This is a genomic window from Acidovorax cavernicola (assembly GCF_003581445.1).
The window spans coordinates 18299-33804 of the sequence record NZ_QXMN01000035.1 but is presented as its reverse complement, the minus strand read 5'-3'; the positions used below and the strand labels follow the sequence as shown (position 1 = coordinate 33804).

At 69.8% G+C, this 15506-nt stretch carries 13 protein-coding genes; all 13 read left to right on the top strand.

Annotated elements, in window-relative coordinates:
• Positions 1–6 precede the first annotated feature (6 nt).
• The 13 genes from D3H34_RS23150 (at position 7) to D3H34_RS23090 (ending at position 15447) form a co-directional block, all read left to right on the top strand.
• Positions 7–819, top strand: coding sequence for a cyclase family protein (locus tag D3H34_RS23150; protein WP_119556592.1), 813 nt, complete (start codon positions 7–9; stop codon positions 817–819).
• Complete coding sequence (locus D3H34_RS23145; protein ID WP_119556591.1) at positions 816–1553, top strand: SDR family oxidoreductase; 738 nt, start codon at positions 816–818, stop codon at positions 1551–1553. Before D3H34_RS23150 ends, D3H34_RS23145 begins: the two co-directional genes overlap by 4 nt.
• Before the next feature lie 61 nt (positions 1554–1614).
• On the top strand, positions 1615–2781 hold the full coding sequence (locus D3H34_RS23140; RefSeq protein WP_119556590.1) for an ABC transporter substrate-binding protein: 1167 nt from the start codon (positions 1615–1617) through the stop codon (positions 2779–2781).
• 28 nt (positions 2782–2809) lie between these two features.
• Positions 2810–5281, top strand: a complete 2472-nt coding sequence (locus D3H34_RS23135; protein WP_286186116.1) for a penicillin acylase family protein — start codon at positions 2810–2812, stop codon at positions 5279–5281.
• Positions 5282–5331: 50 nt separating this feature from the next.
• Complete coding sequence (locus tag D3H34_RS23130) at positions 5332–6474, top strand: ABC transporter substrate-binding protein (RefSeq protein WP_119556589.1); 1143 nt, start codon at positions 5332–5334, stop codon at positions 6472–6474.
• A gap of 26 nt (positions 6475–6500) precedes the next feature.
• A complete protein-coding gene (locus D3H34_RS23125; RefSeq protein ID WP_119556588.1) occupies positions 6501–7829 on the top strand; it encodes an aromatic ring-hydroxylating dioxygenase subunit alpha in 1329 nt (442 codons plus the stop codon).
• Positions 7826–8290, top strand: coding sequence for an aromatic-ring-hydroxylating dioxygenase subunit beta (locus tag D3H34_RS23120; protein ID WP_119556587.1), 465 nt, complete (start codon positions 7826–7828; stop codon positions 8288–8290). Before D3H34_RS23125 ends, D3H34_RS23120 begins: the two co-directional genes overlap by 4 nt.
• A 39-nt stretch (positions 8291–8329) precedes the next feature.
• Positions 8330–9493 (top strand): ABC transporter substrate-binding protein, encoded by a 1164-nt coding sequence (locus tag D3H34_RS23115; protein ID WP_119556586.1) that lies wholly within the window; start codon positions 8330–8332, stop codon positions 9491–9493.
• 55 nt (positions 9494–9548) lie between these two features.
• A complete protein-coding gene (locus D3H34_RS23110) occupies positions 9549–10604 on the top strand; it encodes a branched-chain amino acid ABC transporter permease (protein ID WP_119556585.1) in 1056 nt (351 codons plus the stop codon).
• Entirely contained in the window at positions 10601–12388 is a 1788-nt protein-coding gene (locus tag D3H34_RS23105; protein ID WP_119556584.1) for a branched-chain amino acid ABC transporter ATP-binding protein/permease, read from the top strand. The genes D3H34_RS23110 and D3H34_RS23105 overlap by 4 nt, the downstream gene beginning before the upstream one ends.
• Positions 12385–13116: an ABC transporter ATP-binding protein gene (locus D3H34_RS23100; protein ID WP_119556583.1), complete on the top strand. Its 732-nt coding sequence runs from the start codon at positions 12385–12387 to the stop codon at positions 13114–13116. Before D3H34_RS23105 ends, D3H34_RS23100 begins: the two co-directional genes overlap by 4 nt.
• Positions 13106–14701 carry an ATP-dependent acyl-CoA ligase gene (locus D3H34_RS23095; RefSeq protein ID WP_119556582.1) on the top strand — a complete coding sequence of 532 codons (1596 nt, stop codon included), beginning with the start codon at positions 13106–13108 and terminating at the stop codon, positions 14699–14701. The genes D3H34_RS23100 and D3H34_RS23095 overlap by 11 nt, the downstream gene beginning before the upstream one ends.
• A complete protein-coding gene (locus D3H34_RS23090; RefSeq protein WP_119556581.1) occupies positions 14698–15447 on the top strand; it encodes an SDR family NAD(P)-dependent oxidoreductase in 750 nt (249 codons plus the stop codon). Before D3H34_RS23095 ends, D3H34_RS23090 begins: the two co-directional genes overlap by 4 nt.
• Positions 15448–15506: the final 59 nt, after the last annotated feature.

The following is a 15506-nucleotide window of genomic DNA, read 5'->3' as shown; positions in this document are numbered from 1 at the left end:
CACACGATGACAACCACCACCGAACTGATGTCCACCGCCGCAATCCTCGGCAACCTCGTGACCGCGATGGCCAGCGGCCGCATCCGCGTGATCGACCTCACGCAGACGCTCACGCCCGAGTTCCCGCAGATCGCGCTGCCGCCCGAGATGGGCCAGTGCTGGCCCTTCCGCATCGAGGAAGTCTCGAAGTACGACGAGCGGGGCCCGGGCTGGTACTGGAACAACTTCTCGTGCGGCGAGCACACCGGCACGCACTTCGATGCGCCGATCCACTGGATCTCGGGCCGCGACCTGCCGAACAACTCGGTCGACACCATTCCCGTGCAGCACTTCGTGGCGCCGGCCTGCGTGATCGACTGCTCGCCGCAGGTCAAGGACGACCCCGACTACCTGCTGACGCCCGAGGACATCGAGGCCTACGAAGCCGCGCACGGCCGCATCCCGAAGGGTGCGTGGGTGCTCATGCGTACCGACTGGTCCAAGCGCACCGACCCCGAGGCGTACCAGAACTTCGATGCGACCGGCCAGCACACGCCCGGCCCGAGCACGGAGGCCGTGCGCTTCCTGGTCGAGCAGCGCGACGTGCTGGGCTTCGGCTCCGAGGCCATCGGCACCGACGCCGGGCAGGGCTACCACCTGCGCCCGCCGTACCCCTGCCACTACTACATGCACGGCGCGGGCCGCTACGGCCTGCAGTGCCTGAGCAACCTCGACTTGCTGCCGCCCTCGGGCGCGGTGCTGATCTGCCCGCCGCTGAAGATCGAGAAGGGCAGCGGCAGCCCGCTGCGCGTGCTGGCCCTGGTGGGAGCCTCGGCATGAGCGCGGGCGCACCCCGCAAGGTCGCGGCCGTCACCGGCGGCAGCGCCGGCATCGGCAAGGCCATCTGCGAAGACCTGCTTGCGCAAGGCTACGAGGTGATCTCGCTCGCGCGCCGCACCGCCGATATCGATCACCCCCGGATGCACAGCCTCGAGGTCGACCTGGCCGACCGCACCGCCACCGGCGACGCCGTGCGCGAACTCGTCGAGCGCTTCGCGCCGACCACCATCGTCCACAACGCTGGCGTGATCCGCGCCGCGCTGCTGCCCGAGGTGAAGCTCGACGACCTCGACGCACTGGTCGATCTGCACCTGGGCTGTGCGATCCAGCTCGTGCAAGGTGCGTTGCCCGCGATGCGTGCACAACGCTTCGGCCGTGTGGTGCTGCTGTCTTCGCGCGCCGCGTTGGGCCTGGCCACGCGCACCAGCTACTCGGCCACCAAGGCCGGCATGCTGGGCATGGCGCGTACCTGGGCGCTCGAACTCGCGGCCGACGGCATCACGGTGAACGTGGTGGCGCCGGGCCCGATCCGCACCGACATGTTCTACGACGTGGTCGAGGCCGGCAGCGAGAAGGAGCGTGCGCTCGCCGCTTCGGTGCCGGTCAAGCGCCTGGGCGAATCGGCCGACGTGGCACGCGCCGTGCGTTTCTTCGCTTCGCCGGAGAACAGCTTCGTCACCGGTCAGGTCTTGTACGTCTGCGGCGGCACCAGCGTCGGCAGTCTCGCCCTCTAGTTTTTTCCTGCGTTCGTTTCGTTCCGTTCCGTCCAAAAAACATCACCTCTGGAGCATCGCCATGAAAGTCCTGAACCGCATCCGCACACTCGCCGCCATCGCCGCGGGCTTCGGCGCGCTGAGCGCCGGGGGCGCCTGGGCCGCCGACCTCAAGGTCGGCTTCATCACCTCGCTGTCGGGGCCGGTGTCGTCGCTGGGCATCCCCTACGAGAAGGGTATGAAGGCCGCGCTGGCGTACAAGGCCGACCTCGGCGGCCGCAAGATCCAGCTGGTGCAGCTCGACGATGCATCCGACCCCACCACGGCCGCGCGCAACGCCCGCAAGATGATCGACGAGGACAAGGTCGACGTCATCATCGGCACGGCCGGTTCGCCCGGCGCCCTGGCCATCGCCGGCGTGGCGCGCGAGACCAAGACGCCGCTGATCTCCATCGCCAACGCCAACCTGCCGGGCGAAGAAGGCGCGTGGATGGTCACGGTGCCGCAGCCCGCGCCGCTGATGCTCAGCGCGGTGGTCGAGCACATGAAGAAGTCCGGCGTGAAGACGGTGGGCTACATCGGCTTTTCCGACGCCTGGGGCGACCTGGTGTACGACGCGCTGACAAAGAGCGCGCCGGCCGCCGGCCTCAAGGTGGTGAGCAACGAGCGCTACGCGCGCGGCGACGCTTCGGTCACCGGCCAGGTGCTGAAGATCGCGGCGCTGCGCCCCGACGCCGTGATCACCGGCACCTCGGGAACCCCCGGCGCGTTGCCCTACCTGGCACTGGCCGAACGCGGCTACAAGGGCCAGATCTACGGCATGCACGCGCTCATCAACCCCGACTTCGTGCGCGTGGGCGGCAATGCCGTCAACGGGCTGCTGGCGCCCACCGGTCCGGTGATCGTGGCCGAGCAGCTGCCCGAGAGCAATCCGATCCGCAAGGTGTCGATGGACTTCCGCGCGGCCTACCAGAAGGCCAACGGCGCACCGCCGACCGACGCCTTCTCGGCCTACACCTTCGACGCCTGGTTGCTGTACCTCGACGCCGCCCAGCGCGCGCTCGCCACCAAGGCCGAGCCCGGCACGCCGCAGTTCCGCGTGGCGCTGCGCGACGCCATCGTGAGCACCAAGGAGCTGGTGGGCACGCACTCGGTCTACAACTTCAAGCCCACCGACCGCTACGGCTCCGACGATCGCTCGCGCGTCGTGGTGAAGCTCGACAAGGGCCAGTGGAAGCTGGTGCCCTGATCGCATCCACGCAACGACGAGCGACACGATGAACGGCCCGCACGCCATGCATTCGCTGCTTCCCGCCTCGCGCTTTCGCGCCACCGGCACGGCCCTGCTCGCTGCCGCGCTGCTGGCCGGCTGCGCCGCCACCGCCCCCGGTGGCAGCGGCGAGGTGACCATCAAGCGCGACCGCTACGGCGTGCCGCATGTCTACGCCGGCGACACGCGCGGCCTGTTCCACGGCTTCGGCTATGCCGTCGCCGAAGACCGGCTCTACCAGCTGGAGATGGCGCGGCGCTCGGGCAACGGCAGCGTGGCCGAAGTGCTGGGGGCCGACTTCGTGGCGACCGACAAGGCGACGCGTTCCAACATCGATCCGGTGTCGATCCGCCGCCAGATCGATGCGCTGAACGCGAACGACCGCGCCATGTTCGAAGGCTACGCCGCCGGCGTCAACGCGCGCATCCGCGACGTGCTGGCCGACCGCGCCAAGCTCATGCCGCGCGAGTTCATCGACAACGGCTTCGAGCCCACGCCCTGGACCGCGGACGACGTGGCCATGGTCTGGATCGGCCTGATCCTCAACCGCTTCTTCGCCGGCACGGCCGAGGTGGCGAACCTGTCGCTGCTCAACCAGCTCAAGGCCGCGCGCGGGGATGCGGTGGGCACGCAGCTCTACGAGCAGCTGCGCTGGCTCGAAGACCCTACCGCGCCGACCATCGTGCCGCGCGGCGGGCAGCACCGGGTGGCAAGCGTCGAGCCCGGAGACGCCGCGCTCGCGCCGGTGCCCGCGCAGGCCGCCGCCGACTTCCGTGCCACGCAGGTCGCTCGCATGGGCCTGGCCGCCACCGAAGGCATGCCGACCGCGAGCAATGCCTGGGTGCTCGGCCCCTCGCGCACGAAGGAGGGCGTGGCCGTGCTCTACAACGGGCCGCAGCAGGGCTTCAACAACCCGTCGTTCGTGCATGGCATCGGCCTGCATGGCGCGGGCTACGACCTCACTGGCCTGACGCCGATCGGCCTGCTGCCGGTGCTGTTCGGCACCAACGGCACCATCGCCTGGGGCTCGACGGTGGGATCGCTGGACACCAACGACATCTACCAGGAAGCGCTGAACCCGGCCAACCGCTACGAGTACCGGTACAACGGCGCCTACCGCCCGATGACCCGGCGCACCGACGTCATCCGCGTGAAGGGCGCCGCGCCGCAGAGCGTGGACATCTACGCCACCGTGCACGGCTTCGTGCAGAGCTGGGACGTGGACAACGGCCGCGCCTACACCGCGCGCAGCACCTGGCAGGGCCGCGAGGTCGAGACCATGCTGGGCTGGGCGCAGGCCGCACGGACACGCGACTGGTCCGGCTTCCTGGCGCAGGGCGAGCGCGTGGCGGCGTCCATCACCTGGTTCTATGCCGACGTGGCGGGCAACATCGGCGCCGTGGGGCTGGGGCGCATGCCGAACCGCCCGGCCACGCAGGACATCCGCTTTCCCGCGCGCGGCGACGGCAGCATGGAGTGGCAGGGCACGCTGCCGTTCAGCGCCAACCCGCGTTCGTACAACCCCGCGCAGGGCTACCTCGCGAGCTGGAACAACCAGATCGCCGAAGGCCTGCGCGCGGACGGCGCGAACTTCTCGCACGTGGACCGCGTGGCCGAGATCCACGCGCAGCTGCAGGGCACGGCCAAGCTGGGCGCCGACGAGATCTGGCGTGTGAGCCAGGGCGCGGCGCTGGCCGATTTGAACGCTCGCTACTTCGTGCCCCTGATCGTCGACGCGGCGAAGGGCCTGCCGGCCAACGACCCGGCGCGCCGCGCGGCCGACCTGCTCGCGAACTGGGACTTCAAGAACCGCGTCGCCCCGGGTGGCGAGGTCTACGACAACCGCGCCACCACCGTGCTGCGCGCGTGGCTGGGCGCGATGTCCAAGCGCCTGCTGGCCGACGACCTGCCGCCGGCCGTGTTCGCGACCTACGCCAACCTCGGCTACCCGACGCTCACGCCGCGCGGCTCGCCGGGCAGCGCCCAGCCCGCCGCGGTGGCCAAGCTGCTGTGGAACGCGCTGAGCGGCCCGGCCTCGGGCGTGCCGCAGCGCCACGACTTCTTCAACGGGCAGGACCCGCGCACGATGGTGCGCGCGGCGCTGTCCGATGCCGTCGGCGAATTGCGCACGCGCCTCGGGCCCGACATGGCCGCGTGGACCACGCCCGTGGTGCGCCACCGCTTCTCGCGCATCAACGCCATCGGCGTGCCGTGGGCCGGCGCGGGCGAAGAGCCCGAGGTCAGCCCCTACATGAACCGCGGCACGCTGAACTACCGCGTGGTGCTCAAGCCGGGCGCGCTCGACATGTGCTCGGTCGCGGCGCCGGGGCAGAGCGGCTTCGTGAGCCCCGCCGGCGTGCGCGACCGCCATTACGGCGACCAGCTCGCGCTGTTCGAGCGCTTCGAATGCAAGCCGGAGCGGCTCACGCCCGCGCAGGTCGATGCCGACCTGGAATCGCGCCGCACCTTGCGCTACTGACCCTCCCTCGTCCCCGTCCACCCCGAAGAACCCTCGAAGAGAAAGTACCCATGAAGAAAATCTCCCGCCTTGGTCTCGCGCTGCTGGCCGCCTTCAGCACTGTCGGTGCCGCTGCAGCAGACCTCAAGATCGGCTTCATCAGCTCGCTCTCGGGGCCGGTGGCGGCCCTGGGCGTGCCGTACGAGAAGGGCATCCGCGCGGCCATCGCCGAGCGGCCCGAGATCGGCGGGCGCAAGGTGCAGCTCATCGTGCTCGACGATGCGTCGGACCCCACCACCGCCGGGCGCAACGCGCGCAAGCTGGTGACGGAAGACAAGGTCGACGTGCTCATCGGCACCTCGGGCGTGCCCGGCGCGATGGCCATCGCTTCGGTGGCGCGCGAGCTCAACACGCCGCTGATCTCGCCCACGCCCGTGACCATTCCGGGCGCGGATGGCGCATGGACCGTCACCGTGTCCCAGCCGTTCCCGCTCATGGTGGAAGGCGTGGTCGAGCGCATGCAGAAGTCGGGCGTGAAGACGGTCGCCTTCATCGGCTTCTCCGACGCGCTGGGCGACCTGGCCTACGACTCGCTCATGAAGAGCGCGGCCACCGCCGGCATCAAGGTGGTGGCCAACGAGCGCTATGCGCGCACCGATTCGTCGGTGGCGGGGCAGGTGCTGAAGATCGTCGCGGCGCGCCCCGACGCGGTGTTCGCGGGCAACTCGGGCACGCCGGGGGCGCTGCCCTACCTGGCACTGACCGAGCGCGGCTACAAGGGCAAGATCTACGGCACGCACGGCCTCATCAACGCCGACTTCGTGCGCGTGGGCGGCGCGGCCATCGAAGGCCTGCAGGTGCCCAGCGGTCCGGTGCTGGTGGCTGACCAGCTGCCCGACAGCAACCCGATCAAGAAGGTCGCGATGGGCTTTCGCAGCGCCTACCAGAAGGTGAACGGCGCGGTGCCCACCGATGCGTTCTCGTCGTACACCTACGACGCCTACCTGCTGCTGGCCGACGCGGCCTCGCGCACCAAGGGCGAGCCCGGCACGCCGCAATACCGCACGGCGCTGCGCGATGCCATCGTGGGCACGAAGGAGCTGGTGGGCACGCACGGCGTCTACACCTTCAAGCCCGACGACCGCTACGGTTCGGACAAGCGCGGCGTGGTCATCGTGCAGATGAATAAAGGCCAGTGGAAGCTGGTCCCCTGACCTCGGTTCAACCGAAGCCCACCACCATGACCACCTACCGCAACCGCCCCGATCTCGTCGCGGCGCTGGTTCGTGACGACCGGGTGCATCGCGACCTGTACCTGAGCGACGAGCTGTTCGCGCTGGAGCAGGAACGCCTGTTCGCCAACACCTGGGTCTTCCTGGGCCATGCGAGCCAGGTGCCGGCGGCGGGCGATTTCGTCACGCAGGAGATCGCGGGCCGCCCGCTGCTCATGGTGCGCCAGCCCGACGGCGCGGTGCACGTCATGTACAACCGCTGCGCCCACAAGGGCACGCAGCTCGTGACCGACGAAAGCGGCAACACCGGCCGGTTCTTTCGCTGCCCGTACCACGCGTGGACCTACAAGCTCGACGGCGCGCCGCTCGGCCTGCCGCTGAAGAACGGCTACGAGGGCACGCAGCTCAAGGCCTGCGAGTCGGGACAGGGGCTGTCGGTGGTCAGGCACGTGAAGGTGTACCGCGACTTCGTGTTCGTGCGCCTGTCCGATACCGGTCCTTCGTTCGAGGACTACTTCGGCGACGTGCTGGGCGCGCTCGACAACATGGTCGACCGTTCGCCCGAAGGCAAGCTCACCGTGGGCGGCGGCGTGCTGCGCAACATCGTCCATTGCAACTGGAAGATGTACCTGGAGAACATCAACGACACGGTGCATCCGATGTCGACGCACGAGTCGGCCACCAAGGCCGCCGAGGCGCTGTGGGAAGGCCATGCGCCTTCAGACCCCAAGCCGATGGCGATGGAGCAGATATTGCCCTTCGGCTCGGGCTACGAGTTCTTCGACAAGATGGGCGGGCGCGTGTTCGCCAACGGCCACAGCGTGCTGGGCGTGAACTTCAGCATCCACTCCAACTACGCGCAGCTGCCCGAGTACGAAGCCGCGATGCAGGCGGCGCACGGCGTGGAGCGCGCCACCGAGATTCTTCAGCGTTCGCCGCAGAACTCGGTGCTGTACCCGAGCCTGTCGGTCAAGGGTTCGCCGCAGGCCATCCGCGTGATCCGTCCGCTGGCCGCGAACCGCACGCTCATCGAGGCCTGGAGCTTTCGCGCGGCCGGTGCGCCCGCGCTGCTGTTCGAGCGCGCCATGAGCTACAACCGGCTCGTGTTCTCGCCGATGTCGGTGGTGGCGCACGACGACGTGCACCTGTTCGAGAGCATCCAGCAGGGCCTGCGCGCGGGTGGCAACGAGTGGATCAGCCTGCACCGCAACCACGACCCCGCCGAGACGCTGCAGGCCACGGTGACCACCAACGGAACCAACGAGCTGCTGATGCGCAACCAGTTCCGCGCCTGGGCGAAAGCCATGACGGCAACGACGGCGGAGGTGGCGGCATGAACGACCCCCGCGACTTCGTCGCCCACGAAGCGGCGCTGCTCGACGAGCGGCGCTTCGACGACTGGCTGGCCCTGTTCGCCGACGACGGCCACTACTGGGTGCCGCTGCTCGGTGCGGCGCAGGCCGATCCGTTCACGCACAACTCGCTGGCCTATGAAGACCGGCTGCTGCTGCAGCTGCGCGTGGAGCGCCTGAAGAATCCGCGCGCCCATTCGCAGCACCCGGCCAGCCACAGCCAGCACGTGTTGCAGCCTTCGCGCATCGAGGAAGAGAACGACGGCGAGGTGCGCCTGCGCACGCCGTTCCTTTATGTCGAGGCGCGCGGCGAGGGCCAGATCCTGCTGAGTGGCACCGCACGCCACCACCTCATCCGCACATCGACGGGCTGGTCCATCCGCGAGAAGCGCATCGACCTGCTCAACGCCACGCGCGCGTTGCCCGCGGTCCAACTGTTCATCTGAGTTTCTGTTCCTTCCATCCTTCCTCACTGGAGCTACGACATGAAGAACCTGATGCTGACCTTGACGCGCGGTGCCCTCGCCGCGGCACTGACCGCCTGTGGTGTGGCCAGCGCGCTGGCGGCCGACCTCAAGGTCGGTCTCAGCGTGTCGCTGTCGGGGCCCAACTCTTCGCTGGGCGTGCCGTATGCCAAGGGCATGCAGGCTGCGTTGGCCTACAAGGGCGAGGTCAACGGCCGCAAGATCCAGCTCGTGGTGCTGGACGACGGCTCCGACCCGACGACGGCCGGGCGCAACGCGCGCAAGCTCATCGAGGACGAGAAGGTCGACATCCTCATGGGCACCTCGGGCGTGCCCTCGGCCATCGCGATGGCGCAGGTGGGCAAGGAAGCGAAGACGCCGATGATCGGCCTCACGCCCATCCTGCTCGACCCGAACGAGAACCCGTGGGTCATGACGGTGGCGCAGCCCACGCAGCTCATGATCGACGCCGTGGTCGAGCGCATGAAGCGCAACAACGTCAAGACCGTGGGCTACATCGGCTTCTCCGACGCCTGGGGCGACCTGGTGTACGAGGCCCTCAACAAGGCGGCGCCCGCCGCCGGCATCAAGGTGGTGAGCAACGAACGCTACGCGCGCGCCGACGCCTCGGTGACCGGCCAGGTGCTGAAGATCGTGGCGCTGCGTCCCGACGCGGTGATGACCGGCGGCGCCGGCACGCCGGGCGCGCTGCCGTTCCTGGCGCTGCAGGAGCGCGGCTTCAAGGGCGGCGTGTACGGCCAGCACGGCCTCATCAACCCCGACTTCGTGCGCGTGGTCGGCGCGGCCGGCCAGAACGCGCTGATGCCCACGGGCCCGGTGATCGTGGCCGAGCAGCTGCCGGCCGACTACCCGACCAAGAAGATCGCGACCGACTTCCGCGCCGTGTTCCAGAAGGTCAACAACGCGCCGACCAGCGACGCCTTCTCGGCCTATTCCTTCGACGGCTGGCTGGTGTTCGCCGACGCCGCCTCGCGCGCCATGAAGAAGGCCGAGCCCGGCACGCCCGAGTTTCGCGTGGCGCTGCGCGACGCCATCTTCAGCACCAAGGAAGTGGTGGGCACGCACGGCGTCTACACCTTCAAGCCCGGCAGCCTGTACGGCGTGGACGAGCGCGCCCGCGTGATCGTCAAGCTCGACAGCGGCCAATGGAAGCTCGCCCCTTGAATCTCCTGTTTTCCTTCACGACAACGACAACGATGACTCCGACAGAGGTTTTTCTATGAACTGGGACGTGGCGCTGATCCTCGTCACCGATGGCCTGGCCAACGGTGCCGTCTATCTGCTCGCCGGCCTCGGGCTGGTGCTGATCTTCTCGGTCACGCGGGTGGTGTTCGTGCCGTTCGGCGACATCGCGGCCTTTGCCGCCCTGTCGCTGGCGGCCTTCGAGACCGGCCGCGTGCCGCCGACCATCGGCATGGTCGCGGTGCTGGCCGCGCTGGCGCTGGCCACCGAAATCGGCAGCCTGCTGCGACGCGGCGAGGCCGCGCGCATTCCGAAGGCGGTGCTGACCTGGGGCGTGCTGCCCGCCATTCCGTGCGTGCTCGCATGGCTGGCGGCGCGGCCCGGCGTGCCGGTGGCGGTGCACATCGCGGTGGCGGTACTGCTGGTGGTGCCCATCGCGCCGCTGCTGGCGCGCGTGGTGTTCCAGCCGATCGCCGATGCCTCGGTGCTGGTGCTGCTGATCGTGTCGCTCGCGCTGCACTTCCTGCTGTCGGGCCTGGGCCTCTTGTTCTTCGGGCCTGAAGGCTCGCGCACCACGCCGCTCACGAGCGCGGTGTTCACGCTGGGCGACGGCTTCACGGTCAGCGGCCAGGTGGTGCTGATGGTGGGGGCGGCCATCGTGCTGAGCGGGCTGTTCTTCCTGGTGTTCGAGCGCACGGTGGCCGGCAAGGCGCTGCGCGCCACGGCGGTGAACCGCGTGGGCGCGCGGCTGGTCGGCATCCGGCCGGTGCGCACGGCGCTGCTGGCCTACGGTTGCGCCTCGCTGCTGGCGGGGCTCATCGGCGTGCTGATCGCGCCGGTGACCACCATGTACTACGACTCGGGCTTCATCATCGGCCTGAAGGCCTTCGTGGCCGCGATCATCGGCGGGCTCGTGAGCTACCCGATGACGGCCATCGGCGCGCTGGCGGTCGGCGTGGTCGAGAGCTTCGCGTCGTTCTGGAGCGGCGCGCTGAAAGACGTGATCGTGTTCAGCCTGCTGATCCCCGTGCTCATGCTGCGTTCCTTCATGGCAGCCCATTCGGAAGAGGAAGAAGACGAGGTGGACCAATGAACGGCAACCGCAAACGCACGGGCTGGATCGCCCTCGTGGTCGTCGTGCTGGCCCTGGTGCCGGTGCTGGCGGGCAGCTTCACCGTCTCGCTGCTCAACGACATCGGCATCGGCGCACTGGTGGCGCTCGGGCTGGTGCTGCTGACCGGCGTGGGTGGCGCGACGTCGTTCGGACAGGCGGCCTTCGTGGGCATCGCGGCCTACGCCACGGCGTGGCTCACCACCACGCAGGGCATGTCGCCGTGGATCGGGCTCGCCTTCGCGCTGCTGCTCACGGGCATTTCGGCACTGGCCATCGGCATGCTCACTTTGCGCCTGGGTGGGCACTTCCTGCCGCTGAGCACCATCGCCTGGGGGCTGTCGATCGCGATGCTGTTCGGCAACGTCGATGCGCTCGGCCGGCACACGGGCTTGTCGAACATTCCGCCGCTGCAGATCGGCGGCTGGTCGCTGGCCGATCCGCGCGCGATGTACTACCTGATCTGGGTCGTCGTCGGGCTGGCCTGCCTGTTCAGCCACAACCTGCTGCAGTCGCGCCCCGGCCGCGCCATTCGCGGGCTGCGCGGCGGCGCCACGCTGCTGGCGAGCGTGGGCGCCGACGCCTACCGCGTGCGGCTGTCGCTGTTCGTCACGGCCGCGCTGTTCGCGGGGCTGGCGGGCTGGCTCTATGCGCACATGAACCGCTTCGTGAGCCCGTCGCCCTTCGACGTGCGCATGAGCATCGAGTACCTGCTGATGGCCGTGGCCGGTGGGCTCGGCCAGCTGACGGGCGCACTCGTGGGTGCTGCGCTGGTGCTGGTGCTGAAGAACGGCCTGCAGGACGTGCTGCCGCTGCTCACGCAGCGCGCAGGGCAGCTGGAGGCCGTGGCCTTCGCGGCGCTCTTCATCCTGCTGCTGCACTTTGCGCGCGGTGGCGTGATGGGCCTGCTGCGTCGCTGGACGCGCCGCCGCGCCGGCACGCCCGCCGCCTCGCGCCACGAGGCACCGCTGGTCGAGCCGCTGCCGCATCGCACCTTGCCTGCACGCGGCACGCCGGTGCTGTCGGTCAACGGCGCCGTGAAGCGCTTCGGCGGACTGGTGGCGGTGAACGACGTGAGCTTCGACGTCAAGGCCGGCGAGATCATCGGCCTCATCGGACCCAACGGCGCGGGCAAGTCGACCATGTTCAATCTGCTGACCTGCACGCTGCCGATGAGCGCGGGCCAGGTGCGCTTTCTGGAGCACGACATCGCCGGCATGCCGCAGCGCGAGGTGGCGCGGCTGGGGCTGGCGCGCACCTTCCAGCACGTGAAGCTGCGCCCGCAGATGAGCCTGCTCGACAACGTGGCGCTGGGTGCGCACTCGCGCACGCGCTCGGGCATCCTGAAGGCGGGCCTGCGCCTGGACCGCACGGAAGAAGCCCAGATCCTGCAGGAAGCGCAGCGCCAGCTCGACCGCATCGGCCTGGGCGATCGCGCACACGAGCTTGCCGGCAGCCTGCCGCTGGGCACGCAGCGCATCCTGGAGATCGCGCGCGCACTGGCCGCCGACCCCGTGCTGCTGGTGCTCGACGAGCCCGCCGCCGGCCTGCGCCGCAAGGAAAAGATGGCCTTGGGCGACCTGCTGCGCAAGCTGCGCGAGGAGGGCGTGACCATCCTGATCGTCGAACACGACATGGACTTCGTGATGAAACTGGTGGACCGTTTGGTGGTGATGAACTTCGGCTCCAAGCTCGTGGAGGGCGTGCCGTCGGCGGTACGCGCGGACGAGCGTGTGCAGGCGGCTTACCTGGGGAGCGTTGTATGACCGCGATGCTCGAGATTGGAGACCTGCATGTGTCCTATGGGCAGGTCGAGGCCGTGCGCGGCGTGTCGCTCGATTTGCAGCCGGGCCAGATCATCTCGGTGATCGGCCCCAACGGCGCGGGCAAGACCACGCTGCTGGCCGCGGCCATGGGCCTGTTGCCCAGCAAGGGCACGCTGCGCTTCGAAGGCGAAGACCTGCGAGGCCTGGACGTGGAGGCGCGCGTGGAGCGCGGCCTGTGCCTCGTGCCCGAACGGCGCGAGCTGTTCGGTGAACTCACCGTGCTCGACAACCTGCAGCTGGGCGCCTACGCCAAGCGGCTGCGCGGCGATGCGATGAAGCGGCAGCTGCAGTCGGTGTACGACCGCTTCCCGCGCCTGGCCGAGCGCCGCGCACAGCGCGCCGACACGCTCTCGGGTGGCGAGCGGCAGATGCTGGCGGTGGGGCGCGCGCTGATGTCGGCGCCGCGCCTCTTGATGCTCGACGAGCCCAGCCTGGGCCTGGCGCCGCTGATCGTGCGCGACATCCTCACCATCGTGCGCAAGCTGCGCGACGACGGCGTGTCGATCCTGCTGGTGGAGCAGAACGCGCGCGCCGCGCTCGAAAGCTCGGACGAAGGCTATGTGCTGGAGACGGGCGAGATCGCGCTGTCGGGCGCCTCGGCCGAACTGGCCAGCGACCCGCGCGTGCAGGCGACGTATCTGGGCGGAGGCACGCACGATGACGAGTGACCCGCGCGCGGTGCCGCCGCCGCAGCGCACGCTGCCGGCCATGCTGCAGCGGCAGGCGTCATTGTTCGGCAGCCGACCGCTGTTGCGCATCGCGGGCCGGCAATGGACGCACGCCGACGCCGCCGCAGCCGCGGCCACGCGCGCCGGTGCGCTTGCGCAGCACGGCGTGGCGCGCGGCGACCGCATCGCGGTGATGTGCGGCAACCGCATCGAGTTCCTCGACACCTTCCTCGGCGCGGGCTGGCTCGGCGCGTCGGTCGTGCCGGTCAACACGGCGTCGATGGGGCCGCAGATCGAATACTTCCTCGCGAACAGCGAGGCGAAGCTGCTGGTGATCGAGGCCGGTTTTCTGGATCGGCTGGCGACGGCCGACCTGGCCCGCACGGCGCTGCGCGAGGTGTGGGTGGTGGGCGATGCGCAGGCCGAAGCGCCGTGGACGCCGCCCGCCGGCGTGCGTGTGTCGGCCTACCCGTCGGGCGCGCAGGCCCTGCCGCCCGCCGCGGTGCAGCCGGGCGACCCGCTCGCCATCCTCTACACCTCGGGCACCACCGGCCCGGCCAAGGGCGTCATCTGCCCGCAGGCGCAGTATTTCTGGTGGGGCGTGAACAGCGCCGAAGTGCTCGGTGTCGGCCGCGACGACGTGCTGTGCACCACACTGCCGCTCTTTCACATCAACGCGCTCAATACCTTCGCGCAGGCCGCGCTCACCGGCGCGGAGGTGGTGTTCGAGTCGCGCTTCTCCGCCTCGGGCTTCTGGCCGTCGATGCGCGCCAACGGCGCGACCGTGGTCTACCTGCTCGGCGCGATGGTGCCGATTTTGCTGGCCCAGCCCGAAGGCGAGGGCGAGCGCAACCACCGCGTGCGCACCGGCCTCGGGCCCGGCGTGCCCGCGGCGGCAGGGCAGGCCTTCAAGGCGCGCACGGGCGTGGCGCTGCTCGAAGGCTATGGCTCCACCGAAACCAACTTCGCCATCGCCACCGCGCCCGATTCGCCGCGCGGCGGTGTCATGGGCTGGCTGCGCCCCGGCTTCCAGGCCTGCGTGGCCGACGAAGACGACGTGCCGCTGCCGCCCGGCGAGGCCGGCGAACTGCTGCTGCGCGCCGACGAGCCCTATGCCTTCGCAAGCGGCTACTTCCACATGCCCGAGAAGACCGTCGAGGCTTGGCGCAACCTGTGGTTCCACACGGGCGACCGCGTGGTGCGCGATGCCGACGGGGCGTTCCGCTTCGTCGACCGCATCAAGGACGCGATCCGCCGGCGCGGCGAGAACATCTCGTCCTTCGAGGTCGAGCAGGTGCTGCTGAGCCACCCCGGCGTGGCCTCGTGCGCGGTGTACCCGGTGCGCTCCGAACTGGCCGAAGACGAGGTGATGGCCGCGCTGGTGGCGCGCGAGGGCGTGGCCATCGACCCGGCCGAACTGGCGCGCTTCTGCGAAGGCCGCCTGCCGTACTTCGCGGTGCCGCGCTACATCGACCTGCTGCCCGACCTGCCGCGCACCGAGAACGGCAAGGTGCAGAAGTTCAAGCTGCGCGAGCGCGGCGTGGGGCCTCAGACCTGGGACGGTCGGCCCGTGAAAGCGGGATGACGCACGCCACCGCGCTTCCGCTGGCAGGGCGCGTGGCCTTCGTCACCGGCGCGGGGCAGGGGCTGGGCGCGGCCATCGCGCGCGGGCTGGTGCAGGCCGGTGCGCACGTGGCAGTGGCCGACATCGACTTGGCCAATGCACGAGCCATCGCCGCCGAGGTGGGTGGTCTCGCGCTGGCGCTCGACGTGCGCGACGAGCAGGCTTTCAGCGATGGTTTCGCGCAGGCGGTGACGCACTTCGGCGGCGTCGACATCCTGGTCAACAACGCGGCGCGCACGCCGACCACGTCGCTGTGGGACATCACGCCCGCCGAGTGGGACGACGTGCTCGCCATCAACCTGCGCGGCAGCTTTTTCGGCTGCCGTATCGCGGGAAAGCACATGCGCGAACGCGGCGCGGGCCGCATCGTCAACCTGGCCTCGCTGGCGGGGCAGCAGGCCAGCAGTGCCACCGGCGTGCACTACGCAGCCAGCAAGGCCGGCCTGCTGGCGCTGACGCGTTCCTTTGCGCAGGAACTGGCACCGCACGGCGTGACCGTGAACGCGCTGGCGCCGGCCGCCATCGACAGCCCCGCGCTTGCCGCGCTGGCCCCCGAGCGGCAGCAGGCGCTGAAAGCCGGCATCCCGCTGGGCCGCTTCGGGCTGGCCGAAGAGGTGGCCGCCGCCGTCGTCTACCTGGCCTCGCCGGCCGGCGCCTTCATGACAGGGGCGACGCTGGACCTCAACGGCGGCCGTTTCATGCGGTAGCAGCACGGGAGACACACGCCTGCCGCAAACCGCTAAAATGATTCAGAACTAAAACATTC

Coding starts and splice junctions, on each gene's coding strand:
- D3H34_RS23110 (WP_119556585.1), top strand. CDS start 9,549: ATGAACTGGGACGTGGCGCTGATCCTCGTCACCGATGGCCTGGCCAAC.
- D3H34_RS23135 (WP_286186116.1), top strand. CDS start 2,810: ATGAACGGCCCGCACGCCATGCATTCGCTGCTTCCCGCCTCGCGCTTT.
- D3H34_RS23130 (WP_119556589.1), top strand. CDS start 5,332: ATGAAGAAAATCTCCCGCCTTGGTCTCGCGCTGCTGGCCGCCTTCAGC.
- D3H34_RS23125 (WP_119556588.1), top strand. CDS start 6,501: ATGACCACCTACCGCAACCGCCCCGATCTCGTCGCGGCGCTGGTTCGT.
- D3H34_RS23095 (WP_119556582.1), top strand. CDS start 13,106: ATGACGAGTGACCCGCGCGCGGTGCCGCCGCCGCAGCGCACGCTGCCG.
- D3H34_RS23145 (WP_119556591.1), top strand. CDS start 816: ATGAGCGCGGGCGCACCCCGCAAGGTCGCGGCCGTCACCGGCGGCAGC.
- D3H34_RS23105 (WP_119556584.1), top strand. CDS start 10,601: ATGAACGGCAACCGCAAACGCACGGGCTGGATCGCCCTCGTGGTCGTC.
- D3H34_RS23115 (WP_119556586.1), top strand. CDS start 8,330: ATGAAGAACCTGATGCTGACCTTGACGCGCGGTGCCCTCGCCGCGGCA.
- D3H34_RS23100 (WP_119556583.1), top strand. CDS start 12,385: ATGACCGCGATGCTCGAGATTGGAGACCTGCATGTGTCCTATGGGCAG.
- D3H34_RS23120 (WP_119556587.1), top strand. CDS start 7,826: ATGAACGACCCCCGCGACTTCGTCGCCCACGAAGCGGCGCTGCTCGAC.
- D3H34_RS23140 (WP_119556590.1), top strand. CDS start 1,615: ATGAAAGTCCTGAACCGCATCCGCACACTCGCCGCCATCGCCGCGGGC.
- D3H34_RS23090 (WP_119556581.1), top strand. CDS start 14,698: ATGACGCACGCCACCGCGCTTCCGCTGGCAGGGCGCGTGGCCTTCGTC.
- D3H34_RS23150 (WP_119556592.1), top strand. CDS start 7: ATGACAACCACCACCGAACTGATGTCCACCGCCGCAATCCTCGGCAAC.